The organism is Kaistella carnis (assembly GCF_003860585.1).
Taxonomy (GTDB): Bacteria; Bacteroidota; Bacteroidia; order Flavobacteriales; family Weeksellaceae; genus Kaistella; species Kaistella carnis.
This window is the reverse complement of the sequence record NZ_CP034159.1, coordinates 555,303-578,336: the sequence shown is the minus strand read 5'-3', so window position 1 is coordinate 578,336 and position 23,034 is coordinate 555,303. Positions and strand designations below refer to the sequence as shown.

At 34.4% G+C, this 23,034-nt stretch carries 20 protein-coding genes and 1 pseudogene; 10 read left to right on the top strand and 11 right to left on the bottom strand.

The genetic code is table 11. The features are described 5' to 3' along the window. Window positions 1–2 precede the first annotated feature (2 nt). Window positions 3–791, bottom strand: coding sequence for a non-homologous end joining protein Ku (ku, locus tag EIB73_RS02610; RefSeq protein WP_125022354.1), 789 nt, complete (start codon window positions 789–791; stop codon window positions 3–5). A 339-nt stretch (window positions 792–1,130) separates the two neighbouring features. Between ku and era the strand changes: the two genes are divergently transcribed. The 5 genes and pseudogenes from era to EIB73_RS02585 all read left to right on the top strand — a co-directional run bounded on the left by era (window position 1,131) and on the right by EIB73_RS02585 (window position 7,582). Beyond that, window positions 1,131–2,006 (top strand): GTPase Era, encoded by an 876-nt coding sequence (gene era, locus EIB73_RS02605; protein ID WP_125022352.1) that lies wholly within the window; start codon window positions 1,131–1,133, stop codon window positions 2,004–2,006. 61 nt (window positions 2,007–2,067) lie between these two features. Next, window positions 2,068–2,499 (top strand): DoxX family protein, encoded by a 432-nt coding sequence (locus EIB73_RS02600; RefSeq protein WP_125022350.1) that lies wholly within the window; start codon window positions 2,068–2,070, stop codon window positions 2,497–2,499. Window positions 2,500–2,600: 101 nt separating this feature from the next. Then, window positions 2,601–5,005: pseudogene (locus tag EIB73_RS02595) on the top strand (prolyl oligopeptidase family serine peptidase). A gap of 789 nt (window positions 5,006–5,794) precedes the next feature. Beyond that, window positions 5,795–6,307, top strand: coding sequence for a hypothetical protein (locus EIB73_RS02590; RefSeq protein ID WP_125022348.1), 513 nt, complete (start codon window positions 5,795–5,797; stop codon window positions 6,305–6,307). Between the two features lie 93 nt (window positions 6,308–6,400). Then, window positions 6,401–7,582 (top strand): acyl-CoA dehydrogenase family protein, encoded by a 1,182-nt coding sequence (locus tag EIB73_RS02585; RefSeq protein ID WP_125022346.1) that lies wholly within the window; start codon window positions 6,401–6,403, stop codon window positions 7,580–7,582. 95 nt (window positions 7,583–7,677) lie between these two features. Here the strand turns inward: EIB73_RS02585 and EIB73_RS02580 are convergent, their stop codons facing one another. The 3 genes from EIB73_RS02580 to rsmG form a co-directional block, all read right to left on the bottom strand. After that, window positions 7,678–10,401, bottom strand: a complete 2,724-nt coding sequence (locus EIB73_RS02580) for a PD-(D/E)XK nuclease family protein (RefSeq protein WP_125022344.1) — start codon at window positions 10,399–10,401, stop codon at window positions 7,678–7,680. A 190-nt stretch (window positions 10,402–10,591) separates the two neighbouring features. Continuing rightward, window positions 10,592–11,008, bottom strand: coding sequence for a hypothetical protein (locus EIB73_RS02575; protein ID WP_125022342.1), 417 nt, complete (start codon window positions 11,006–11,008; stop codon window positions 10,592–10,594). Window positions 11,009–11,060: 52 nt separating this feature from the next. Continuing rightward, the gene (gene rsmG, locus EIB73_RS02570) at window positions 11,061–11,696 is read right to left on the bottom strand and encodes a 16S rRNA (guanine(527)-N(7))-methyltransferase RsmG (protein ID WP_125022340.1); all 636 of its coding nucleotides are present in this window, start codon (window positions 11,694–11,696) and stop codon (window positions 11,061–11,063) included. Window positions 11,697–11,797: 101 nt separating this feature from the next. Between rsmG and EIB73_RS02565 the strand changes: the two genes are divergently transcribed. Further along, on the top strand, window positions 11,798–12,997 hold the full coding sequence (locus tag EIB73_RS02565; protein WP_125022338.1) for a pyridoxal phosphate-dependent aminotransferase: 1,200 nt from the start codon (window positions 11,798–11,800) through the stop codon (window positions 12,995–12,997). A gap of 64 nt (window positions 12,998–13,061) precedes the next feature. On the opposite strand, the gene EIB73_RS02560 is transcribed toward EIB73_RS02565, so the two are convergent. Further along, entirely contained in the window at window positions 13,062–13,841 is a 780-nt protein-coding gene (locus EIB73_RS02560; protein WP_125022336.1) for a zinc ribbon domain-containing protein, read from the bottom strand. Window positions 13,842–13,844: 3 nt separating this feature from the next. Further along, window positions 13,845–14,942, bottom strand: coding sequence for a Nif3-like dinuclear metal center hexameric protein (locus tag EIB73_RS02555; protein WP_125022334.1), 1,098 nt, complete (start codon window positions 14,940–14,942; stop codon window positions 13,845–13,847). A 57-nt stretch (window positions 14,943–14,999) separates the two neighbouring features. Here EIB73_RS02555 and EIB73_RS02550 point away from each other — a divergent pair, with 57 nt between their 5' ends. Continuing rightward, window positions 15,000–15,827: an ion transporter gene (locus EIB73_RS02550; RefSeq protein WP_125022332.1), complete on the top strand. Its 828-nt coding sequence runs from the start codon at window positions 15,000–15,002 to the stop codon at window positions 15,825–15,827. 493 nt (window positions 15,828–16,320) lie between these two features. Here EIB73_RS02550 and EIB73_RS02545 read toward each other — a convergent pair whose 3' ends face one another. The 3 genes from EIB73_RS02545 to EIB73_RS02535 all read right to left on the bottom strand — a co-directional run bounded on the left by EIB73_RS02545 (window position 16,321) and on the right by EIB73_RS02535 (window position 19,142). Then, window positions 16,321–17,373, bottom strand: a complete 1,053-nt coding sequence (locus EIB73_RS02545) for a peptidylprolyl isomerase (protein ID WP_228411268.1) — start codon at window positions 17,371–17,373, stop codon at window positions 16,321–16,323. 86 nt (window positions 17,374–17,459) lie between these two features. Beyond that, the gene (locus EIB73_RS02540; protein WP_125022328.1) at window positions 17,460–17,969 is read right to left on the bottom strand and encodes an FKBP-type peptidyl-prolyl cis-trans isomerase; all 510 of its coding nucleotides are present in this window, start codon (window positions 17,967–17,969) and stop codon (window positions 17,460–17,462) included. 99 nt (window positions 17,970–18,068) lie between these two features. Then, window positions 18,069–19,142 carry a branched-chain amino acid aminotransferase gene (locus EIB73_RS02535; RefSeq protein ID WP_125022326.1) on the bottom strand — a complete coding sequence of 358 codons (1,074 nt, stop codon included), beginning with the start codon at window positions 19,140–19,142 and terminating at the stop codon, window positions 18,069–18,071. An 84-nt stretch (window positions 19,143–19,226) separates the two neighbouring features. Here EIB73_RS02535 and mnmD point away from each other — a divergent pair, with 84 nt between their 5' ends. Then, a complete protein-coding gene (gene mnmD, locus EIB73_RS02530) occupies window positions 19,227–19,919 on the top strand; it encodes a tRNA (5-methylaminomethyl-2-thiouridine)(34)-methyltransferase MnmD (protein ID WP_125022324.1) in 693 nt (230 codons plus the stop codon). 44 nt (window positions 19,920–19,963) lie between these two features. Beyond that, a complete protein-coding gene (locus tag EIB73_RS02525; protein WP_125022322.1) occupies window positions 19,964–20,380 on the top strand; it encodes an NUDIX hydrolase in 417 nt (138 codons plus the stop codon). On the opposite strand, the gene EIB73_RS02520 is transcribed toward EIB73_RS02525, so the two are convergent. Together EIB73_RS02520 and EIB73_RS02515 are read right to left on the bottom strand one after the other, a co-directional pair. After that, on the bottom strand, window positions 20,375–21,166 hold the full coding sequence (locus tag EIB73_RS02520; RefSeq protein ID WP_125022320.1) for a S1/P1 nuclease: 792 nt from the start codon (window positions 21,164–21,166) through the stop codon (window positions 20,375–20,377). The two genes, EIB73_RS02525 and EIB73_RS02520, sit on opposite strands and share 6 nt — an antisense overlap. 1 nt (window position 21,167) lies before the next feature. Beyond that, a complete protein-coding gene (locus EIB73_RS02515) occupies window positions 21,168–21,872 on the bottom strand; it encodes a DUF4294 domain-containing protein (RefSeq protein ID WP_125022319.1) in 705 nt (234 codons plus the stop codon). A gap of 56 nt (window positions 21,873–21,928) precedes the next feature. Between EIB73_RS02515 and EIB73_RS02510 the strand changes: the two genes are divergently transcribed. Beyond that, entirely contained in the window at window positions 21,929–23,032 is a 1,104-nt protein-coding gene (locus tag EIB73_RS02510) for a M42 family metallopeptidase (protein ID WP_125022317.1), read from the top strand. The last annotated feature ends 2 nt before the right edge of the window (window positions 23,033–23,034 follow it).

Sequence of the window (23,034 nt, the reverse complement as noted above, 5' to 3'; positions counted from 1 at the left end):
AATCAGGAGGCTTTTTTATCTTTTTTTGAACTTTCTAAACTGGCTTTTAACTGCGCCATTAAATCGACTACTTTTCCATTATCTTCTTTAGTTTCTGTGGCTTTTTTAACCTTTCCACCTTTTGCTTTTTTCTTGATGATCTTCATTAAATCTTCAGCATAATGATCTTTATAAGCTGTGGGATCAAATTTCTCCGAGGTTTGTTCAATAAGGGAAACCGCCATTTTTAATTCTCCAGCTTTCGGACTTTTACTATCTGGAATTTTCAAATCTTTGTAATCCCTAATTTCCTGTGCAAATCTTAATCTGTTAACAATTAATATTTTATCATCGTAAGGTCGAATCATCCCAAATATTTCCTTATCGCGCATCACAAATGTTCCAACGCCAGCCATTTTTGTTTTGGTTAAAGCCTTTAACAACAAATTGTAGGCATTTTCAGCATTTTTCTGGGGTTCCAGAAAGTAAGGAACTTCAAAATAAATAGAATCAATTTCAGCTTCTTTCACAAAGTGCTCAATAGAAAATACTTTGGTTTTTTCGGGACTTGCCGCCGCATAATCTTCGTCATCTAAAACAACATATTTATCATCCAGTAAAAAGCCCTTGACAATATTTTCCCATTTTACTTCTTTGCCGGTTTTTTCATTAACCCGTTTAAATTTGATATTTGAAAAATCATTTTTATCCAGCATATCCAAATCTAAATTGCTGTTTTCGACCGCAGAATACATTTTAATGGGAATATTTACCAAACCAAATCCTATTGCTCCATTCCAAATTGCTTTCATAGTTTTATGTTTTTAATGAGTGGGTTTAATGAAATAATTGTGCCTTTTAAAAGTGTCTCTATAATCACTTATAATTCGGTCACAAATCAACTTTTTATTCTGATTAACTAAAAGTAAGATTTAAATAGTGACCTTCATTAAACATTGAACTGACCACCACTTTTTATTCATTGTATTATAAAGATAAATAAATAACTCTTTAATTCGTTATAGACGCACACATCTGATGGTCATATAAAAATACCCGCTCAAATTTTATCCGTACAACAATGTTTCACTACCTTTGTGATGATTTTGAAAATTCATTATCTTTAATTTTAACTATTTCAACACATAAGAATGCATAAAGCAGGATTCGTAAATATTGTCGGCAAACCAAACGCCGGCAAATCCACCCTTCTTAACCAATTGATGGGAGAGAAGTTGGCTATTGTTACCCAAAAAGCACAGACTACCAGACACCGAATTTTCGGTATTTATAATGAAGAGGATTTACAGATTGTATTTTCTGACACGCCGGGAGTTTTAGACCCGAAATATGGTCTTCAGGAAAAAATGATGGATTTTGTAAAAGATTCACTGCAAGATGCAGATGTCTTTCTATTCATCGTAGATATTACCGATAAAACTGAACCGAGTGAGTTTTTGATCGATAAATTGAATAAAATCCCAGTTCCTGTTTTAATTCTTGTCAATAAAATCGATGCGTCTAATCAAACGGATTTAGAGCGGATTATGGAGTTTTGGCATGAACAGATTCCTAAAGCTGAGATTTTACCAATTTCAGCATTGACCGGATTTAATACGGAGGTGATTTTGCCGAAATTAAAATCCATGCTTCCTGAAAGTCCGCCGTATTACGATAAAGATCAATACACTGATAAACCGGAAAGATTCTTTGTAAATGAAACCATTCGGGAGAAAATCCTTTTAAATTACGACAAAGAAATTCCTTATTCTGTAGAAGTTGTTACTGAAATGTTTAAGGAAAAAGAAGGCATTATCTTCATAGATTCGGTGATTTATGTCGAACGTGATACGCAGAAAGGAATTATTATTGGCCATAAAGGTGACGCCATTAAAAAAGTAGGAACGGAGGCTAGAATAGATCTGGAAAAGTTCTTTTCCAAAAAAATACACCTCAATCTATTTGTGAAGGTGAAAAAGGACTGGCGCAAAAATGACCGTGATCTGAAAAATTTTGGGTACCGTTAAATTAATCCAGCGTGTGTTTTATATGTATTGACCTTTACTAAATTTGTAATTAAAAATTCACATGAATTATTTTTTTTCAACCAAAGATTCTTCTGTCCTCAATGATATAATGATGCTTCTGGTTCGGGTATTTATTGGTATTGCAATGATTTTTTTGCATGGACTCCCAAAATTAGAAAATTTGCTCAGTAGTGAACCAATTAAATTTTACAATTTTCTGAGCCTTAGCGAGGAAACGACTTTGATTATAGCTACAATTATAGAAATAGTTGGCGCTTTCTTTATCATCATCGGACTTTTTACGAGAGCTTCCAGTTTAATTTTAATGTTGATGATGATAATTGCTGCGTTTGGATATCATTACTCAGATCCATTCAGCTTAAGGGAGAACAGCTTACTTTATCTGAGTATTTTTACGCTGATATTTGCCTTTGGCTCGCGAAAGTATTCAATCGACAATATGCTTACCAAAAGACGGGAATCTAAATGGTAAAGTAATTCATATGTTTTTAAATTATAAATCCGCTCATTCCAAGCGGATTTTCTTTGTTGTTAAAGCCATATATTTTTGATACTTTTGAGAAAAAAGTATTCATGAAAAAAAGACTCACGACGATTGCACTTCTTTGTATGATGTTTGTAAATGCGCAAGAAAACATCACTTATCAAAAGCCTTCGCCTGAAATTTTGCAACTCGCAGATTTTGAAAGGGCACCTTCTGTTTCTATGAACAGTAAGCGAGACTGGATGATTTTCTCTTACCGGTCAACGTATAAAACCTTAGATGACCTTAATCAGGAAGAAATGAAACTTGCGGGTTTACGTGTGAATCCTGTTACCAATATCTCGAGTACCATTACGTATGTGAATAACCTAAAGACAAGAAAGTTAACCGATAAAAACGAAGCACAGGTTAAAGGTTTGCCCAATAATCCTAAGATAGCATATCTGTCTTTCTCTCCGGATGAAAAAAAATTGGCTTTTACAAATACGACCTCAAATGCAGTGGAGCTGTGGATTCTGGATCTAGCAACCAATACTGCAAAAAAGGTCTCAAATCAGCCACTAAACGCAAATTTAGGAAGCCCTTTTGTTTGGATGTCAGATTCGGAAAATCTTTTGGTTAAGGTCATTCCGGCAAACCGAAAAGAATTGATTGACGAGAAGAAAAATCTTCCTACAGGTCCAATTGTTTCTAATTCTGATGGAAAAGTTTCCCAAAACAGAACCTATCAGGATTTGTTGAAAAATCCTCAGGATGAAGCCAATTTTGAAACGTTGGCAAAGTCCGAACTGGTAAAAATATCGACTTCCGGAACCGCTCAAAAATTTAAAGATGCTGAATTATATACGTCTGTAAATTTCTCTCCAGACGGTAACTATTTGATGCTGACCACCATTCAAAAACCTTATTCTTATATTGTTCCGCTCAATAGATTTCCAATGACTTCTACCGTTTATGATAAAGAACTAAATTTAGTGAAAACGGTTAACGAAACTCCGTTAAATGAGATTATGCCGAAAGGTTTTTCTTCTGTAAGAGCCGGAAAGAGAAATATGAGCTGGCGAGATGATCAACCGGCGACTTTGGTTTATGCTGAAGCTTTGGATGGGGGGGAGATCAGGCAAAACAAGTGGAATACCGTGATGAACTTTTCTTATGGGAAGCGCCTTTCAATGCAGAACCTCGGTCATTTTTCAAAACAAAGCAGAGATTTAGTAATATCGAATGGTCAAATTCTAATGTTGCGATTATAACTGACAGCTGGTATGACACCCGAAATTCTAAATCATATTTGGTGAATTTAACAGATAATTCTTCCAAAATAATTGATGACAGAAATTATCAGGACGTTTACAGTGATCACGGAAATTTTGTTGAAACGAAGAACAAATTCGGAAGATCTGTTATTAATATTGATAACAATAAAGCACATTTAATAGGAGACGGGTTTACAAAAGATGGCCAGTTTCCTTTCATTGATGAACTTGATCTGAATGGATTAGGGAAAAAGAGAATTTATAAATCAAACCTCAAAAACTCCAAAGAAAGCATTGTTGATATTTTAGATGCAAAAAGTGGTAAAGTTTTAGTCGTTGAGCAGTCTTCCAGTCAATATCCTAATTATTTTGTCAGAAACATTAAAAACGGAAAAGCAACTGCGGTGACGAATTTTGAAAACCCCTTTGAAAGCATAAAAAATGTGTACAAAGAAGTCATTAAATATAAAAGAAATGATGGAGTAGAGCTTACCGGAACCCTTTATCTACCCGCAAATTATGACCGAAAAAATCATAAAGAGAAATTGCCGCTTTTAATTTGGGCGTACCCGAGAGAGTATGTGAATAAAGATACTGCCGGACAAAACACGCAGAATCCGAATGATTTTACCTTCCCAAGTTATGGTTCATTTATTTATTGGGTGACAAAAGGATATGCCGTCTTGGATGATGCTTCATTCCCAATTATTGGTGAAGGTGATGCCCAACCGAATGATACTTTTGTGACCCAGTTGGTTGCGAACGGAAAGGCAGCCATCGACGCCGTTGATAAATTAGGCTACATTGACCGAACTAAAGTTGCGGTTGGCGGACATTCTTACGGTGCATTTATGACCGCAAATCTATTGACTTATTCAAAGGATTATGCGTGCGGAATTGCCAGAAGTGGCGCTTATAACAGAACTTTGACGCCATTTGGTTTCCAGAGTGAACAGAGAAATTATTGGGATGTTCCAGAAATCTACAATACCATGTCGCCGTTTATGCAAGCGGATAAGATGAAAACACCAATGTTGTTGATTCATGGTGAAGCTGACAATAATCCCGGAACATTTACTTTGCAGACGGAAAGATATTTCCAGGCATTGAAAAATTTGGGTGCGCCGGTGCGAATGGTTCTTTTACCTAAAGAAGCGCACGGATATGCAGCCAAAGAAAACATTTTACATACTTTATGGGAACAAGATCAGTTCTTAGAAAAATGTTTAAAAAAATAATTTTAAAAGTCTTCCAAATTGGAAGACTTTTTTTATGAAGTCATTAGAATCAACAGTGTTCCAAGTTTACGATTGGAGTATTTTAAATGATGTTTGAAATAAATGGATTAATTGTTTAGACAAAATGAATAGACTTCTAAGATATTTAAAAAGTTAAATTTACTATCAAACGATCATTGAAGATAATTCTGACTTAAGTACAAAAACAATAACTGGAAACAATTTCAATTTAACATAATATAAATTATAAGACTTTTTATTAAGTGGAAGAGTTGTGATACTTTTCTGTAATTTACATTAGAATTCTTAAAATATAATCTAATTCTGTCATGAATAACTTTTATAGGTAAGATGTTCATTAAAATTGAATATTAACTAAACCTCAATTTTTTACATATCCGCATCATTATCATTCTAAAAAGCTAAAGCCGATTCTCAGCGATTAGGATTTAATTTCAATTGTTCTCAAAATAAAAATATAATTTTTAAGTCTGAGTTTTTAAATAATCCGCCTCATTATCATTTTAAATAGCTAAAGCCGATTCTCAGCGATTAGGATTTCATTTCAATCGTTCTCAAAAAAAATTTAGATGTTATTAATAAATTTCGATTTACTTTTTTCTGCAGATTATATAAAGCATCATTAAATTCTTTGAAGTAATCTTCCTGTTGAAATTTTGTTTTTAGGATATTTTTGACTTCATTAAAATTACATCATTTTTAATTCCTTTAAAGGATTCCGTTTTATTTTACTAAATTTAGGCACCAATAAAAGATTAATAATAGTTTATGAAAAGTTATGTTTTAACAGCTTGTATTGCCTTATTGGCTTTCAGTTGTGAAAAAAAATCAACGGAAATAGTGAACACTGATAATTCATTGAAGGACACCATTGTAATTCCCGAAACCAATGAACCAATTGAATCTTCCACGCTACAAACATGCTATATGGAGGCGATAAATAAAGATTCAGTCTTTATCAGTTTGGATGATAATCTGGGAACAATTACGGGCAAATTGAGATACAAAAATTTTGAAAAAGACAGTTCTTATGGTGATTTAATGGGAAGCCAAAATGGTGATACTTTAAAATTGATGTACACTTTTGAATCTGAAGGAAGCACTTCTGAACGCGAAATTTATTTCCTCAAAAAAGACGGTAACCTTTTGGAAGCCACCGGAGAATATAAAGTAGATGGAATAAAATCAATGTATGCAAATCCAAACGCCTTAAAATACGATGTACATGTTTTAAAACAGGCAGATTGTAACAATTTTGAGAAGAACTTTAAAATAAAATAATATTTAATCCGGTTCTTTTCTTACTGCAATAAATTTTCCAGAAATGTTTTATTAAAAATTTAAAAAATCCTACATTAGGGCAAACTATATAATATGTCTTATTATCCATTAAATTCCATCCCCGATTACTACGGAATTGATTCCTTACTTACTGAAGAACACCTACTTATACGCCAATCGGTACGGGATTGGGTTGAAAGTTTTGTGATGCCTAAAATTGATGATGCCGCACAAAATCATACCGACATTGCTGATTTGATGAAAGAATTAGGGAAAATTGGAGCGCTTGGTCCTTATATTCCGGAAGAATACGGAGGTTCGGGTCTTGATCAAATTTCTTACGGAATCATTATGCAGGAATTAGAAAGAGGAGATTCTGCGATTCGTTCGGCAGCTTCTGTTCAAAGTTCTTTGGTCATGTTTCCAATTAATGAATATGGCTCCGAAGAGCAAAAGAAAAAATTTCTACCGCATTTAGCGAGCGGTGAAATGATTGGTTCTTTTGGGTTAACGGAACCGAATCACGGCTCTGATCCCAGTTCTATGGAAACCTATTTCGTAGACAAAGGTGATCACTATTTACTGAATGGTGCAAAAATGTGGATTACAAACGCACCTGTTTGTGACATCGCTATAGTTTGGGCAAAAAATGAAGAAGGTAAAGTACAGGGCCTTATTGTAGAAAGAGCTTTTGAAGGTTTTACAACGCCTACAACTCATAATAAATGGTCGCTTCGTGCGTCAAAAACGGGAGAACTTGTTTTTGATAACGTAAAAGTTCCAAAAGAAAATTTATTACCAAAAGTGACGGGATTAAAAGGACCTCTGTCCTGCTTAAACTCTGCACGTTACGGAATTTCCTGGGGCGTAATTGGTGCGGCTGTCGACTGCTATTGTACCGCGGTTCAATATGCAAAAGAAAGAAATCAGTTCGGAAAACCAATTGCTTCTTTCCAGTTACAACAAAAGAAACTGGCAGAATTCTTAACAGAAATTACAAAAGCACAATTGCTTTGTCTTCAACTAGGAAATTTAAAGAATGCACATAAAGCGACTCCGGCTCAGATTTCTATGGCGAAAAGAAATAATGTGAAAATGGCCATTGATATTGCCAGAGAATCACGTCAGATCTTAGGTGGAATGGGGATTATGGGAGAATTCCCGATGATGCGCCACGCTGCAAATCTGGAATCCGTAATTACCTACGAAGGAACACATGACATTCATTTGTTGATCACAGGAATGGATATTACTGGAATTAATGCTTTCGGATAATCGAAGAGAGAACTTTTAAATATCAAAAAAAACCTTTAAGACTTAAACATCTTAAAGGTTTTTTATTTATAAATTGAAAGAGTCATTCTTATTTTTTACCAGGATTGTTTCACTTCTTCCACAAAATCGTTGGCTGGATTTAGAATTTCTTCAATAACATTTTTAATCCACTTCATAGGATCGTTAAGCAAAGGGCTAGAAATTTCTTGCTCTCCAAAAATCTGTAGATTCTGTACGCCTTTATTCGCTTCCGCAAAACTCCAAATTCCGCACTGCACAAAATTATCCGGATATTTTGTATCATTTAAAACGGCATAGGCATACACACAAAGTTGCATCGCCTGTTTATAATCATCTTTAAAAAATAACTGTTCAAGTTTTTCTTCTTCCTCTTCTTTTTTAGCTTCTTTAATTGAAAGGTTTTTTGTCTTTGCGGTTTTGTAATCAATTATTCTGAGTTTTCCATTCAGTCGGTCAATTCGATCAATAAATCCATAGAAAGAAACTTTATCGGTTTTGTCTTCATTGAAATAATAATCAATGTTTTCAAAATTTCCTTCAACACTTAAAATTTCTAATGTGTTTCCATCCGCAATTAATTGTTTATCTACTTCCAAAATAGTACGTACTACCCTTTCTGCAATCGATTTATGAATGTAATTCATCCCTTTTTCATAGAAATCCGTTTGATGATTTAGCTTCACAATTGCCTGATTTAACACTTCAATCAATTCTTTATCTGAAAACTCTAAATCATTACAGGATAATTTTTTACCAAGATGTTTTTCATATATAATTTGAAGTGCGTAATGAACAAGATTACCATAGCTCCTTTGGGAAAGCTCCTCCTCCATTTCGCTCGTTTCCCTCGTTCCTAAAATTTTAGTCAAATAGAAATCGATCGGATTGTAGATAAATGAAGTCAGATGAGATGGAGAAACTCTTTTTTTCCAGTCTTCCAGTTTTTGCAGAACTGCAGGCGTTTTTTCAATCTGAATTAACTGTTTATTAATGGGTTCCGACGAATTTTCAATAATAACATGTTCGATTTCGTGATGTTGATCCTCAATTTCAATTTGGGTGATAAAACGACTTTTTTCCCCAGTATTCACACCGGAACTTAAAGCGTTAAAAAGCAAATGAACATTTTCCGCATCTTGAATTAAACGGTAAAAATGGTAGGCATAAATACTGTCATTTTCTAAAAAGGTATGAAGGTGAAAATGCTGGCGTACATCAAAAGGGAGATACGTATTCTGAGAATTTCCGAGCGGAAGTTTTCCCTCATTTGCAGAGAGTAAAATAATATTCTCAAAGTTGAGTAATCGAGTTTCCAGAAGTCCCATCACTTGTAAACCCTGAAGTGGTTCTCCCTGAAAATCAATGGTTTCAGAACTCACCAGTTGATTGATTAAAACCTCCAGCGTTTCCATTTTTACTTCGAAGGTGTAAGGTGTAAGCTGATTTTTGATTATTTTAAAACTCTTCTCGAAATGGGAAATGTTTTCATATAAAATATCATCCAGATCCCGGAATTTTAGCTGATAACAGAAGGAAATCATCAAATCAATAAATTCCTTAATAGATGTGGGCTTTTCAAATAATTTAAAATAAGAAAGTTCCCACAAAAATTCTTTGAACTGCTTTTTTGAAATATAAACGATATTTCTTTCTTCAATTTTAGCTTTAAAATCCCGAATGATTTTCTGATCACTTTCCTCATTAGGAAGTTCTTCTAAAACGGAAAGCACATCATTATAATAATAGGAAGAATCTTTCTTCTCTAATTGTTTCTGCAGATAGAAAAGCTGTTTCATCGCATTACTGAAACCCAAATTTTTTAAAGGGAAACCCATGGTAATATTAAGATGCTCTACTCTACTCATCGAATCCAGGCAAGTTGGAAGCAGATTTTCATCTAATAAAACCACCGCGGTTTTTGAAAGATTTTCTTCGCTTATTTCGTCAAAGATTTCCGGTAAAACTTTTGCCTGGGTTATATTTCCGGAAACTTCGTAAACTTTAATTTTTTTGGGTTGGGAAAAATCATCTTCAATCCACTTAAAATTTCGGCTTTCATTAAATTCTTTCCAGGTTTTTATACTGCGTAAAAACTTTCCGGCTTCCTGTCTTTCATCATTGATGTAGTATTCGTCTGCCTGGAAGAAGCATTGCGCTTTATCCCACTGCATTAGATTTCTTACCAGTTTTTCCTCTACAGGAGTAAAGGCATTAAATCCACAAAAAACAAATTTACCAGTTGTGTTTTTGGCGTATTCTTCAATTTTATTTTTTGCAGCTTCATGAATCATTCCTGAAGTAGCCCAATTATTTTCAGTTAATTTTTGCTTCAGGATCGGCAAAAATAAATTCATTTTCTGCCAGAAATTAAGAAATTTCTTTAAAGGTTTTTCGTCATCGCCTAAATTCTCTGACCAGTTTTTTATGCGTTCTTCATCAAACATATACTCTAAAACAGCTTTGTCAGAATCCGAAAATTTCAAGATATCATCCCAATCTTTTAGTAAGGTTGGGAACCATTTTAAGAAATTAGAAAAATCTTCGGAAGGCTGAATTTCCCTATAAACTTCAAAAGCAAAAAGCCACAATGCAATTCCCTGAACCGGCTGTTTATCTGAGATATCTTTAATTAAATCTTCAACTGTAAAAAAATTGGGCAACATTCCCGAATAGTTTTTCTCCTGCAATATTCTTTTAATAAAAACGACGGGCCTTTTTCCCGGAAGTACAATATTAAATGTTCCTAAATCTGAATTTTGTGCAAGAAGTTCAGTTACTATTTTATTTAAAAATTTCATCGATCGATATTTTGCTTTTTAAATTTAATGATTTTTATTAAAGAAAATAATTAGGTAAACAAGTGCTCATACACTTGATTATCATTAAAATATTTAAAAATGAAAAATAGGAAATTTTAAATGAAAAAGCATCAAAAAAAATTCGATTTTTCGATGCTTTATGAAAACCCTTAAAAATATAGAAGTTCGCTTATTGAACCTTAATTGTTTTTTCGATCCAAATATCTTCTCCGGAGGAATTTAGACCATTCCAAAATTTAAAAATATAATCACCAGCTTGTTGCGGACGAAAATTGATGAGTGAAGCGCGGGTTACAATTTCGGTACATGCCGCATCGGTTTTAAAATTATAGGAAGTAACCTCCCTTGTCAAGTCATTTTTATGAACATAATCATAGCCGTAAAATCCTTCGCAATTGCCACTGTAATTGGAATAAGTTTTTATAGTCTGCGTGGTTAGCACGTCCATAGAATCTTGCGCAATTTTAACGCTGTCAATTTTTATGCGGTCAGTACCAATAATCAGGTCACCTTCTTCACGGTCGTTACAACTGAAAATCATCATCGTCATTAATAATGAAAGACAAAATTTTAAAATATTCTTCATAATGCTCTATTTTTTATTAAAACGACATTAATTATTCCTTTAGTACAAAGAATTAGGAATTAAAATTTCCTTTAGATAAATATACTACTTTTTTGGTCTCAAAAAATTCACTTTCGAAATAATTTTTTAGGGGAAATAACTCGGCTTTTAATCCATAAAGTTCCTCAGCTAAATCACCACCTTTTAAATAGAGAACGCCATTGTGTTTTGGATTAAACTGATCTTTGGCAAATTTACCGCGTAACCAACGAAGAAATACCGGCATTTGAGTCACAGCACGACTTACGACAAAGTGAAACTGATCTTTAATGTCTTCTGCACGTGCATGTATGGCCTTTACATTTTTCAAACCAATTCCTTCCGAAACCTCTTTAACCACCGAAATTTTTTTACCGATCGAATCAACTAATGTAAAATGAACTTCTGGAAATAAGATTGCTAAAGGAATACCGGGAAAACCGCCGCCCGTTCCAATATCCAGTACTTTTGTTCCTGGTGCAAACTCCATGATCTTTGCGATTCCTAATGAATGAAGAATGTGCTTCTCATATAGGGACTCCATATCTTTGCGGGAAATCACATTGATTTTTTCGTTCCACTCTTTATATAAATCATTTAGATCAGCAAATTGTTTTTTCTGATGGTCAGAAAGGTTTGGAAAATATTTTTCGATTAATTCAACAGACATTTTAGACATATTTTTCACAAAAGTAAAGAAACGATTTCACTTCCTATTTGTTTTTGCAGGTTCAAAGTAAAAAATTATCTTTGATTCACTTAAAAATAATTATGGAAAAATATTCTGATCGGTTAAACAGACTGAGTTTTTCGCAGACTTTTGTGATGAGTAATAAAGTGCGTGAAATGAAAGCTGCCGGCATCGATGTTATCAGTTTAACTCTAGGCGAACCCGATTTCGACGTGCCCAACAATATCAAAGAAGCAGCATTTGAGGCCATCAATAAAAATTTCAGTCACTACTCTCCTGTTCCAGGATTTTTGGATTTAAGGGAAGCAATATGTGGTAAATTAAAAAGAGATAATAATCTTGAATATAATGCGTCTCAAATTTGTGTTTCTAATGGCGCGAAACAGGCAATCATTAACGTTCTGGCCTCCATTATTAATAAAGGCGACGAGGTGATTTTACCCGCACCGTATTGGGTGAGTTATGACGAAATGGTAAAAATGATGGATGGAACTTCCGTATTTATTGAAACTTCCATCGACACCGAGTTTAAAATGACCGCAGCGCAATTAGAAAAAGCAATTACGCCTAAAACAAAGGCCTTGCTTTATAGTTCCCCCTGCAATCCTTCCGGAAGTTATTATACGCGGGCAGAGTTAGAAGCGATTGCGAATGTAATTGCTAAATATCCTCAGATCACCATTATCTCCGATGAGATCTATGAATTTATTAATTATGAGGGTCAACATACGTCCATTGCAGAGTTTCCTCAAGTGTATGAACAAACTGCTGTGATTAATGGAATGTCGAAAGCTTTTGCAATGACTGGGTGGCGCATTGGTTATTCTGCGTGTCCAACATGGCTGGCAAAAGCGTGTGAGAAGATTCAGGGGCAAATGACAAGTGGTGCAAATTCGATGGCGCAAAAAGCCTCGGTTACTGCTCTGCAGACTGACCCAAGTGAATATCGATTTATGGTGGAAGAATTTAAAAAAAGAAGGGATATTGTTTATGACTTGATGAAGGATATTCCAGGATTTAATATCAATTATCCGAAAGCTGCTTTTTACTTCTTTCCTGATATTTCTTTTTACAAAGGGAAAACTTTAAATGGAACTAAAATTAATAATGCAGATGATTTCTCAATGTTTCTGTTGGAGCATGCACAGGTAGGAACCGTTGGTGGCGTTTCTTTTGGTAATCCAAATTGTATTCGATTTTCATACGCTGCTTCAGAACATGAGTTGCGGGAAGCCATGAAAAGAATAAAAGACTTTTTAACTGCAGTAAAAATGACTTAAAATTAACACCTAAAAAAACCGGTTTGAAAAATATCAAACCGGTTTTTTTATGTTGAAAACTTTATTAAAATTTAATAATGTCTTTCATTTTCTCATTTTCTTCGTTTACCATATCGTCATCAACCAAGATTTTTCCTGAATGTTCATCAATGATAATCTTTTTACGCTGCGCAATCTCCATTTGTTTCTGTGGAGGCAAAGTAAAGAAAGATCCTTTTGGAGCTCCTCTTTCTAAACCTACAACAGCCAAACCAGTTGGTGAATTGGTACGGATTCTTTGGTAAGACGCCAATAATCTTTCGTCGATTTTCTTCGCAAATTCATTTGATTTTTCGAGTAAGAAATCTTCCTCTTTTTGCGTTTCAGAAATTAAATTTTCAAGTTCCTCTTTTTTAAATTTAAGGTGATTTTTTAATTCTGCAATCTTATTGTTAAGCTCCTCCAGTGTTTCGTTTTTGTGAGCGATTTTTGCACTAAATTCGTTAATTCTTTTTTCAGAAAGCTGAATTTCAAGATCTTGATATTCGATTTCTTTTTCCAAAGATTCGAATTCTTTGTTATTTCGTACGTTATCTTGCTGAGTTTTGTATTTTTCAATCAAAGATTTCGCATGATTGATGATTTCATTTTTAGTATTGATTTCATCATTCTGCGCCTTAATTTCACTTTGAAACTTTTCAGCTCTCTTTTCAAGACCTTCGATCTCAATTTCTAAATCTTCCACCTCAATTGGCAATTCACCTCTTGTACTGCGGATTTCATCTAACCTAGAATCAATGATTTGTAGGTCGTATAATGCTCTTAGTTTGTCTTCGACGGAGATTTCTACGTTTTTCTTAGCCATATTTTATAAAAAATAATTAACAGGATTGGTTTTCTCAGTAGATTTTGAGATGGCAAAGGTAGTGAATTTTTGTGATAATATTTCAACTAAATGCTGGGTAACAAATTGTTCAGATTCAAAATGTCCGATGTCGCCAATCAACATTTTACCTTCACTTTGAAAATAATCATGATATTTTAAATCCCCGGTTAAATACGCATCACATTGTTTAGAAATCGCCGCCGAAATTCCGCTTGCTCCACTTCCGCCCAAAACGCCTACTCTCTTAATTTTTTTGCCCGTAAAATCTGAGTGTTTGATCACCTTCAAATTAAATTTTTCTTTCACGAAATTTAAAAATTCAGCCTCCTCCATTTCCACTTCAAATTCACCAAATCTACCCAACCCAAGATATTGGTTTTCGTTTTCTAATTTTATTATTTGATAGGCTACTTCCTCATAAGGATGTGAATTTTTTACGGCATCTAAAATCTTATGCTCCTTATAACTTTCAAAGATGACTGAAATCAATTTTTCGCTCGCGTTTTCTCTGATATTTTCACTTCCAGAAAATGGATTTGATCCTTCCAAAGGTCGAAAAGTTCCCGTGCCTTCGATGGAAAAACTACATTCATCATAAAATCCTATGTTTCCGGCGCCGGCTGTAAATAAAGCATTTTTAACTTCTTCAGCATGATCTTGCGGAACATAGACTTCAAGTTTTCGTAAATCCTGAACTTTTGGCATCAGAATTTTTTGATTTTTCAACCCGAGTACTTCGCAGATCCGATAATTCACTCCAAAATAGTCATTATCAAAAGCCGTATGAATCGCGTAGATTGCAATTTTATTTTCAATAGCTTTCATGATTACCTTTTCTACATAATTTTTACCCGTAATGGATTTTAATCCTGAGAAGATGATGGGATGAAAAGTCACAATTAAATTCAGGTCTTTCCTAATCGCCTCTTCTACAACATTATGCAAGGCATCATGACAAACCAAAATTCCTGTGACCGCTCTTTCGGGATCGCCACAAAGCAATCCTACATTATCATAATTTTCTGCTTGAGCCAAAGGAATTACATTTTTTAAGTCGGAGATGACTTGGTTTACTGTCATTTTGTTATGTTTGTAACGAATTTAAGAATTAATTATTTAATTATACTGCAAAGTTCAATGGAAAGAGAACATAATTTTTTGCCTGAGAGGACGAAATGGAAACGACAGCTTTTCCGTATTATCTTCAAGTCTGACACTAAAATGGGACGACTGTTTGACCTTCTACTGTTGGTTCTCATTTTAGTAAGCACCTTCATCGTTATGATGGAAAGTGTACAAATTTTCGACGCTAAATTTCATAATGCTTTCGTCATTTTAGAAATTATCATTACTGCTTTTTTTACCATAGAATACGCGCTGAGGATCCTTACCATTAAAAATAAGAAAGCATATATTTTCAGTTTCTTCGGAATCATCGACTTTCTTGCGATTCTTCCCTTTTATCTGAGTTTGTTCTTCCCGATTACAAAATATTTCTTAATTCTAAGAATGCTTAGAATGTTAAGAATTTTCCGGATTTTAAATCTGATGGATTTTATGAACGATGGTTATTTTATTGTTCGTGCCATGAAAAACAGTTCCCGAAAAATTTATATCTTTCTTTTATTCCTAATTATTTTTTCTGTCATTATTGGCTCGATGATGTTTATGGTGGAAGGCCATCGTGAAGGTTTTGAAAGCATTCCCCAAAGTGTTTATTGGGCTGTTGTCACAGTAACAACCGTTGGATATGGTGATGTTTCGCCGGGAACGCCGTTGGGTAAATTCCTATCTGTGCTCTTAATGCTTGCAGGTTATTCCATTATTGCAGTTCCTACCGGAATTGTGACGGCAGAGATGCGTAACAAGCGTCAGGAAATAGGCAAGGTTTGTAATCGTTGCGGAAATAATGACGTAGATGATGATGCTAGATTTTGCAAAATTTGCGGTGAAAAAGTAATTTAAAATAAAAAAGGTATATCGCTGATATACCTTTTTACTTTACCGTCGGATTAACAATTTTTATTTTCATTAACTAAGCTTGCCCGATCGGCATTGAAAATTAAATCATCATTTGTTTGGTCTCGTTACTAGTTTTTACCCCCACGTCTTTTAATTCTATTGCCTACTTTTTATAGACAAGAAAATTATAGAGCTCGCAATAAATTTCCAGTAAATGCTAAAAATTTTATTACATGTAAAGTGTAGAAAATAAAAATCTATTCAGCTTAGTTTGTTTTGTCTAACAAATATACCAAATTGAAGTTTAATAAGTCGTAGTTAAAACAGCCTTTTAATAAATTAAATATAATGAATTTTGATTAGTTTCATAAAAACATAATCAATCGGTTACTTTTAATTATCATTTTACTATTTATTTCTTTGAAAAATAAAAGAGCACTTCAATAGAAATTGAAGTGCTCTTTTTTAGCAATAATATAATCTAGAAGATTACGGTTTATTTTGTTAAACTGCTTTTAATTTTAACGAGTTGTACGTCAAAAATTAACCAGGCATTTGGCGGGATAACTCCTGCAGCTCCTCTTGCACCATAACCCAATTCTGAAGGAATCAATAGTGTTGCAGATTCACCTTCCTTTAGAAGAAGAATTCCTTCATCCCAACCTTTAATTACCTGACCTACACCAATTGGAATTTCAATAGGTTCATTTCTTTTGAAAGAGGAATCGAACTCTGTTCCATCAACTAATTTACCTGCATAATGTACAGAAACTACGTCTCCAACATTTGGTTTTTTACCTTCTGCAGTCTGCGTAATTTTGTAATAAAGACCGGAAGCAGTTGGCGTCATTGTCGCTTTTAAATCATCAACTAACTTTTGTTGATTCGCCGCAAATTCTTCTTCTTTCTTCTTTTTATCAGCTTCAATTTTTTCTAAAATGGCTTTGTTATTTTCTTTAATTTTAGATTTTCCCTCGTTAAAGATCTTGGCAGCATCGTAACCTTTGTACTCCTCTCCTTTGGAGAAAATGGCTACTTTTTCTAAAACCACATCAGTTTTTGGTTTGTCCTGAGGTCCCTTTTCAACATTTGCAATTGTATCAATTACTTCAATACCATTCACCACTTCGCCGAATATGGTATGTTTTCCATCTAACCAAGGTGTTGCAACTTCAGTAATGAAAAATTGAGATCCGTTGGTATTCGGTCCTGAATTCGCCATCGATAAAATTCCTTTTCCTGTGTGGGTCAAGTCATTTCTTTCGTCATCAAATTTGTAACCTGGGTCACCCATTCCTGTTCCTTTTGGATCACCACCTTGAATCATAAAATCTTTGATAACTCGGTGAAAAATAGTTCCATCATAAAAAGGGACTCCTTTCGCTTTTGATTTATTATCGATTTTACCTTCTGCTAAACCAACAAAATTTGCAACGGTAACCGGAGCTTTTTTGTCTTCAAATTTAACGATCATATTTCCTTTTGATGTTTGGAAATTAGCGTAAAGGCCATCTTTAAGACCTGCGTAAGTTTCTTTGTCTACGTTCATTTTTTTATAAATTGGGGTACAACTTGTTAGTGATATCGCTGCTAACGCGATTAATAAATTTTTTTTTAACATAAATAGCAATATTTTTAAAGTACTTTTAATTTAATGATAAGAGGCATGTCATTTGGGATCTTGTCCTGATCACCATAGGTCCCAAATCCTAGTGCGGAAGGAATTAAGAGGGTAACTTCCTGGTTTTTATTCATGTGCCGCAACGCATCTTCCACGGGTTTTAACTCTTCAAAATGACCAAAACTTACATTGATATTTTCTTTCGGGGTTTCATATAATTTAACCTTGTCAAAATCATAAATATCATATTGATAAGAGATCATTTCACCGTTAGCTTTTCGGGAATTATTTTGAAGTTCCGAATCATTGACCCAATAATTCATATTCATTGGATAAAATTTCTCATCCTGCATTTTTATCCATTCCTGAATCTGTTGTCGCTCCATCAAATTCAGGTTTTTTGTTCGGTTTTTTGAATCCGCCATCTCCTTCTCTCCAAGAAATCCGCCCACAGGAGGATGACTCGGTGCCTGTTGCATGCAACCCATCAATAATAAAATCGAAAATAAAAATATTCTTTTCATAAAAGCTTTTGCGAAAATAAGCATTTCGGGGCAGATGAGAAAACGAAAAAACCGGGAAGAAATTATTCCCGGCTTAATTATCTTGAAGTTTAAAAAAAACTATGCGTTTTCCAATATATTTTTCTCTACCAAAACTCTCCATCCAAATGGATCTTCAGCAACATTGGTTTGAATATCAACCAAGTCTTTCTGAAGGGTCAAGGCAAAACTTTCTTCTAAAGGCAATTGCGGCAAATCAAGTCTTTCACCTTGGTATCCGATTGCTTTAAATACGGTAGTTACCACGGCCGTTCCAACACCCCAAACTTCTTTCAAAGTTCCATTCTTATGAGCTTCAATTACTTTTTTCACAGATATTGGTTCTATCTGGATATCGATTCCTCTTCTTTTCGCCAATTGAATAAAACTATCTCTTGTTACTCCATCCAGAATTTTTTCAGATGTCGGCGGCGTATAAATGGTATCATTAATTCTAACAAAAACATTCATCGTTCCACTTTCTTCAAAATACTCATGGGTAGAATCATCCGTCCAGATAATTTGCTCATAACCTTCTTCATTTGCCAACTTAGTGGGATAAAACGAAGCAGCATAATTACCGGCAGCTTTTGCAGAACCAACTCCACCGTTGGCAGCTCTTGAATAATAATCTGAAATTTTTACGGCTACCGGCTCTGAGTAATAACTTTTTGCTGGAGTTGCAACAATGGCAAACATGAATTTATTAGCGATTCTTGCTTTCAAAGCTTCTTCTGTAGCAAAAATTAAGGGACGAATATATAATGAATTTCCTTCTCCGTAAGGAATCCAGTCTCTGTCTAAATCAACTAAAGCTTTTAGTCCGCCTAAAAATATTTCCTCCGTTACTTCCGGCATTGCCAAACGATTTGCAGATTTATTAATTCTGGCAAAATTCTTTTCCGGTCTGAAGATAAAAACCTGACCATCTTTATCTTTATACGCTTTCATACCTTCGAAACATGCCTGACCATAGTTTACTCCCATCATGGCAGGAGAAAAAGGAAGTGGACCATACGGCATCAATTTTACATCTCCCCATTTTCCATTTTCGTACTCACAGATAATCATGTGATCGATAAACATATTTCCGAAAGAAAAATTCTCGGGATCAAAGTTTGAAATTCTCGGATTGGTAGATTTTTGAATTATCATTTTTTAATTTTTTATTGATGTTCTACAAATTTAATATAATTTTTCAAATATCAAAATTTTAAATTAATTTTGAAAAAAAATTGAATGAAAAGGGAAATAAAGGCCACTTCAGATGGCAGTAAAACATTATATATTAGTGAGTTAAATGAAAACTACCATTCTCATAACGGAGCACTCACAGAAGCAAAATATGTCTTTATTGATAATGGATTAAAATTAGTATATAATTATGAAATTAATATTTTAGAACTTGGTTTTGGAACAGGTCTTAATGTTTTAGTCACTATTGATGAATTTTTGAAAACTGACAAAAATCATATTATTCATTATTTCACTGTTGAAAAATACCCCGTAACTGGCGATGAGATAATTAATTTAAACTACGAATCATTTTTTGATAATTTGCAGGTAAAAGAAAGTTATGCTAAAATTCACGAATCTGAATGGAATAAAAGCATCGAAATCGTACCCAATTTCTTTCTTACCAAATTTAACTGTGATTTTTTTGAAATTGAAAAGCTGGATCTTCCAAAAATTGACCTCGTTTACTTCGATTGTTTTGGAGCGCGAGTTCAACCAGATTTATGGGAGAAGCCCCTTTTTGAGCAGGTCACTTCAAAAATGAAAGTCGGCTCCCTTTTAACAACCTACTCCTCCAAAGGAAGCGTTAGGAGAATATTGCAGGATCTTAATTTTAAAGTTGAGAAAAAAGCAGGTCCCCCCGGAAAAAGGGAAATGATCAATGCAATATTAAAGGAGGAAAACCTAAATGATTAATTTATTTATAACTTTGTTTTAATCACTACTATAAAAATTTACAGATGATTGATAAAATGAACGTGCGGGTGTATGCTGCTATTTTGAAAGACGGTAAAGTAATGGTACTCCATGAAGAATACGTTGGGCAGCAGTTATTAAAATTCCCAGGTGGCGGACTGGAACTTGGAGAAGGTGTTCTGGAGTGTGTGCAGCGGGAACTTGAAGAGGAACTCAATATTAAAGTGAAAAATATTGAACATTTATATACACAGGAAGACTTTTTGGCTTCCAAATTTCGGGCGGGAGAGCAATTACTGAGCATTTACTATGTAGCGGAAATGGCCGATGAAAATGATCTTCTAATAATGGACCCGTGTATCGAGAAAATAGAATGGATTTCCCTCGACACCGAAGAAAATCCATTTCCATTACCTATTGATAAAATTGCGTTTAAAAAATTGAAGCAACGATTTCTATAATACTTCGTTCAAAATTTTTGCCAAGCGTAAACCGCCGTACAGCAATTGTCTTTCCAACAAAGGATTAAATTTATAATTATAATCGTACGAGTAATTGCTGTCGGCCACAGAATTCGCATAAATTCTATTTGCTGCCAAATGACTGTCATAAAGCCAATCTTCTAAAGTTCCCGTCTGTATTAACTTAACTTCCTCTTTGGATTTAACATCTAAAACCCGCGCAAATTCGGTATAACTGTATTTTTGAAAATCAACGAGTTTCGAGTCCCACAGGGAATGTAAATTTGTATTTTCTCCAAAGAATTTCAATTTAATTTTGTTTCCGCCGAGATCTTCAAAACGTCCAACGTGCATAGGCTGGGCAGCATCTCCAACCAAGTGAATTAAGAATCTTAATGCAATCTCTTTATCCTGTTTACTTGTATTTTTATCTTTTATCTGTTCTGAAAGAACTTTGATTTGAGAATAAATATTTGGTCCGGCCTGAGCTTTCAAGCTCTCTGCAAATTGTTTTATATTGGTTTGTTTGGGAACATTTACATAGTGCCACTGGTCAGTGGGCTTCCAAACTCCGGTAGTATCTGACTTAATTAAATCCGGCCAGTTTGCCCAATACGCCAATTTCTGATCGCCTATTAATTTTTTAAGATTTCTCTTTGCCTTACCATTTAAATTATTTTGAGCGATCTCTGCAATTACCCGATGTCCGGTTGTTCCCCAGGAATAACCAAAATTAAAACTCAATAATGCTAGAACTAATATTGAGTTTTTAAGAATTTTATTCATACTATTTTTTAACTTTAAAACTTAAATAACCGGGATAAGGCTTCAAATAACCATTGTTCCAATTACTTTGTAGCAGTGATTCTATAAACTCATCACTTCTGTCCTGATGAGGATTATAAGGTTGCTTTATATCAACATCTGCTACTTTTCCTTTCACATTCCACCAGAAAGCACTCCACCCGCCACGAAGTTCTTTGATGATATCATAGACCGTTTTACCTGTAGCACGGTTCATCAGTTTGGCGAAAACCTTTCCTTCGGTAGTAGTCAAGTCACGAAGCTGCATTTCATATTGATCTGCTAGTTTTGACTGGCGCGAATTTACATATTTTCGCTGATCTTCCTTATCTAAAGTCCGCATTTCTTGCTGAATATCTTCATACTGTTCCAAAGCGGTTAAGAAAAGTGGGTATACCCGATTTAATTTTTTGTTCAAAAAATAATAATAATTTTGATCGAGCTGATTATTGAATCGTGGTTTTTTGAATAGAACAAGTTCATCCATCACCACAACATTTTCCCCATTTATCTCGTAAATTCTTGCTTTTTGACCTTCGTCGTAGTAATATTTGAGTCCATATTCATCTGTCTTCAAGAGTTCAGGAGCATATTCACTAAGGGGTTTCGCAATTACAGTGTCTTGCTGAGCATTGGTGAAAAGTCCGAAAAACAGAAGAAATAGTAAGAGCAGTTTATTAAATTTCATTATTTTTACCTTCTATTAAAATCAAAATTTAGTCTAACAAAAGTCATTCCTTTCTTATGAAATTTGAAAAAAAATCAATACAATTTTTAGAGCAATATTTAAACACCGCATCTCCAACCGGTTATGAGCATGAAGGTCAAAAAGTATGGATGGATTACCTTCATCCTTATGTAGATCAAATTGAAGTGGATCACTACGGAACATGTTACGGCATCATTAACCCAGAAGCAGACTTTAAAGTTGTTATAGAAGCTCATGCCGATGAAATCTCCTGGTATGTAAATTATATTACAGATGATGGTCTTATTTACGTTATTCGAAACGGTGGCTCTGATCAAATGATCGCTCCTTCTAAAGTAGTGAACATACACGGTGAAAAAGGAATCGTGAAAGGAGTTTTCGGTTGGCCGGCAATTCATACCAGAGGCGTAAATTCTGATGAACCGGTCCCAAAGATCGAAAATATTTTCATCGATTGTGGTGCGACAAATAAAAAAGAAGTTGAGGACTTAGGAATATTTGTAGGAAGCATGATCACTTATCCCGATGAATTTTTCCAGCTGAATAATAAATATTTCGTGTCGCGTGCTTTAGACAATCGTATTGGTGGATTCATGATCGCGGAGGTTGCGAGACTGTTAAAAGAGAATAGAAAGAAATTGCCATTCGGTCTGTATATTACAAATTCGGTACAGGAAGAAGTGGGCTTGTATGGTGCAGATATGATTGCAGATACCATTAAACCGAACATTGCCATCGTTACTGATGTTACCCACGATACCTCTACCCCAATGATCGAAAAGAAAAAAGAAGGCGACACCAAATGTGGAGATGGCCCGGTCATTTTCTTTGCGCCAAGTATTCATCACAACATTAGAGAGTTGATTGTTAACACTGCAAAAACTAAGGAAATTCCTTTTCAGAGAGCAGCATCAAGTAGAGCGACCGGTACCGATACCGATGCGTTTGCACATTCCAACGGAGGTGTTCCTTCGGCATTAATTTCTCTTCCGCTAAGGTATATGCATACTACTGTGGAGATGGTTGCACAAAAAGATGTCGCAAATGTAATCCAGTTGATTTATGAAACTTTGCTACAAATTAAACCGGATATGAATTTGAAATATTATTCTATTAAGAAGAAATACAAAGTAAAATAGAT

Coding starts and splice junctions, on each gene's coding strand:
- EIB73_RS02510 (WP_125022317.1), top strand. CDS start 21,929: ATGAAATTTGAAAAAAAATCAATACAATTTTTAGAGCAATATTTAAAC.
- mnmD (WP_125022324.1), top strand. CDS start 19,227: ATGAAAAGGGAAATAAAGGCCACTTCAGATGGCAGTAAAACATTATAT.
- EIB73_RS02535 (WP_125022326.1), bottom strand. CDS start 19,142: ATGATAATTCAAAAATCTACCAATCCGAGAATTTCAAACTTTGATCCC.
- EIB73_RS02560 (WP_125022336.1), bottom strand. CDS start 13,841: ATGGCTAAGAAAAACGTAGAAATCTCCGTCGAAGACAAACTAAGAGCA.
- EIB73_RS02565 (WP_125022338.1), top strand. CDS start 11,798: ATGGAAAAATATTCTGATCGGTTAAACAGACTGAGTTTTTCGCAGACT.
- EIB73_RS02600 (WP_125022350.1), top strand. CDS start 2,068: ATGAATTATTTTTTTTCAACCAAAGATTCTTCTGTCCTCAATGATATA.
- EIB73_RS02550 (WP_125022332.1), top strand. CDS start 15,000: ATGGAAAGAGAACATAATTTTTTGCCTGAGAGGACGAAATGGAAACGA.
- EIB73_RS02545 (WP_228411268.1), bottom strand. CDS start 17,373: ATGAACGTAGACAAAGAAACTTACGCAGGTCTTAAAGATGGCCTTTAC.
- EIB73_RS02590 (WP_125022348.1), top strand. CDS start 5,795: ATGAAAAGTTATGTTTTAACAGCTTGTATTGCCTTATTGGCTTTCAGT.
- era (WP_125022352.1), top strand. CDS start 1,131: ATGCATAAAGCAGGATTCGTAAATATTGTCGGCAAACCAAACGCCGGC.
- EIB73_RS02540 (WP_125022328.1), bottom strand. CDS start 17,969: ATGAAAAGAATATTTTTATTTTCGATTTTATTATTGATGGGTTGCATG.
- ku (WP_125022354.1), bottom strand. CDS start 791: ATGAAAGCAATTTGGAATGGAGCAATAGGATTTGGTTTGGTAAATATT.
- EIB73_RS02555 (WP_125022334.1), bottom strand. CDS start 14,942: ATGACAGTAAACCAAGTCATCTCCGACTTAAAAAATGTAATTCCTTTG.
- EIB73_RS02525 (WP_125022322.1), top strand. CDS start 19,964: ATGATTGATAAAATGAACGTGCGGGTGTATGCTGCTATTTTGAAAGAC.
- rsmG (WP_125022340.1), bottom strand. CDS start 11,696: ATGTCTGTTGAATTAATCGAAAAATATTTTCCAAACCTTTCTGACCAT.
- EIB73_RS02580 (WP_125022344.1), bottom strand. CDS start 10,401: ATGAAATTTTTAAATAAAATAGTAACTGAACTTCTTGCACAAAATTCA.
- EIB73_RS02575 (WP_125022342.1), bottom strand. CDS start 11,008: ATGAAGAATATTTTAAAATTTTGTCTTTCATTATTAATGACGATGATG.
- EIB73_RS02520 (WP_125022320.1), bottom strand. CDS start 21,166: ATGAATAAAATTCTTAAAAACTCAATATTAGTTCTAGCATTATTGAGT.
- EIB73_RS02515 (WP_125022319.1), bottom strand. CDS start 21,872: ATGAAATTTAATAAACTGCTCTTACTATTTCTTCTGTTTTTCGGACTT.
- EIB73_RS02585 (WP_125022346.1), top strand. CDS start 6,401: ATGTCTTATTATCCATTAAATTCCATCCCCGATTACTACGGAATTGAT.